Raw genomic sequence first — 1659 nt, 5'->3', positions numbered from 1 at the left:
CATCCTGTATAAACTCATCTTCATCTAAAGAGTGATTGAAATTTTCTATATTTTGATAAACTTTTTCTAAAAATTCCAAAGGTAAAATAAAATCTTTACTGAGTATATTTTCTAAAATTTGTTTTAAAATTAAAGCATCATTTAAAAATCTTTTAGCATTATCTTGATCTTTTTGTATTTTTTCTTTGAATTTAACTAGGAGTTTATCACTTCTATTTTTAGTTAAACTTTTTGGAAGTTCAAATTTAGGTTTTTCTTTTGTAAGGAGTTTTTCACAACATTCTTTAAAGGAAAGTTCTTCAGTAAAATTAATCCTTGCTCCACCTTCAGTAGCATTGTAAAATTTAGCTTCTTTACTGTTACAAGCAAAAAGATATTCAAGTTTTATGCGATAATCATTCCAAGCAATATGAGTTAAAACTTCACCTTTACCTGCATAGGCTGGGACTTTAAGTTTGTCTATATTTTCTTCGCCGCTAAATTTCTCCCCAAAATCAAAACCTTTTGAATGTGAATTTCCTTCTTCATCAAAGGCCAAATCTTGCCCTATCATAATAATATTTTTAAATCCTAAAGCCAAAGCTAAGGTATAAGAAAAATGACTTACATGAGTACCTGTATCAATATAACCAAAGTCATTAAGATTGAAGCGTTGATAAAGAGCTTTATTTCTTAAAATAATCATACAATTTTCAGCCTTTAAACTACGCGCGACATTAGGATGTGTAGCACACTCAAGAGCGATAATACTTTGTTTTAAATTTTCTTTATTTTGAAAAAATTTCATTGCTAGATCAGTAAAATCTAAATTAGTAACATAATCAGGCACTATGCCTTCTTTTTCAAGCATACTTAAAGCCCCATCAGCACAAAAAATCACTGCTTTATCTTGATAAGCTTTAAGTAAAGGAAGTTGTTTAGCTAAACTAGGTCCTGCAGAAACTACTATAGCATTTTCGAATTTGTTTTTTCTTTCACTTAAGATTCTTTGAAAAGGAATGCTTTCAAGCATAGAAGGGATGTTTTGTAAAAACTGTCCATGTGTTAGCAAAGGTAAAAAACAAGTAATATCTGCATTTCTTATTGCTACACTTGCACTTTTAATACAAAGTTCATTCAAAGATAAAATAGAAGTTTCATAGTATTTAAGATAATAATGCGAGCTAATAAACATTTCATATAAACTTAAATACTCTAAAATGCTTTGTTGATCAAAAACCATAGCAATATGAATTTCCACATCCTTGGCTGCTGCATCAAACAATATCACTTGATAAGTTTTTAGCTCTTCACTCAAATCCAGTGTACTTAAAGCTAGGATAAAAAGTTCTATTTCGCTTTCAAATACAAAAAGATGTTTATAGTGTTTAGCTAAATTTTTAATCAGCAAAGCATTGCCTATACCATAAATACATATAAAAGGATATCTAGGAGTTTTTTCTAAAATACTTTGATAGAAAAAATTTAATTCTTCTTCTAAATTTTCATACATAAAAACATTATGAGTTTTATCATAGATATTTAAATTTTCATCTATATTAAAACGAGAACAAGTTTTATTTTGTATGAAATTTAAAAGTTTATTTCCTAAGGGTTCATTTACTCCACTTAATAAAGCTTGTATGTTTTTTTCTAGTATGGTCATTAGGTTTCCTTAAA

The 1659-nt window shown here is 27.8% G+C and carries 1 protein-coding gene; it reads right to left on the bottom strand.

The window, feature by feature from the left end:
• Positions 1–1645: motility associated factor glycosyltransferase family protein (locus AJ885_RS00155; protein ID WP_070280508.1), on the bottom strand; the 1645-nt coding region annotated here is incomplete at its 3' end.
• Positions 1646–1659: the final 14 nt, after the last annotated feature.

Source organism: Campylobacter sp. BCW_6464 (assembly GCF_001762775.1).
In the GTDB taxonomy this organism is placed as follows: Bacteria; Campylobacterota; Campylobacteria; order Campylobacterales; family Campylobacteraceae; genus Campylobacter_D; species Campylobacter_D jejuni.
The sequence above is the reverse complement of the archived record's forward strand: the minus strand, read 5'-3'. Positions and strand labels throughout refer to the sequence as shown.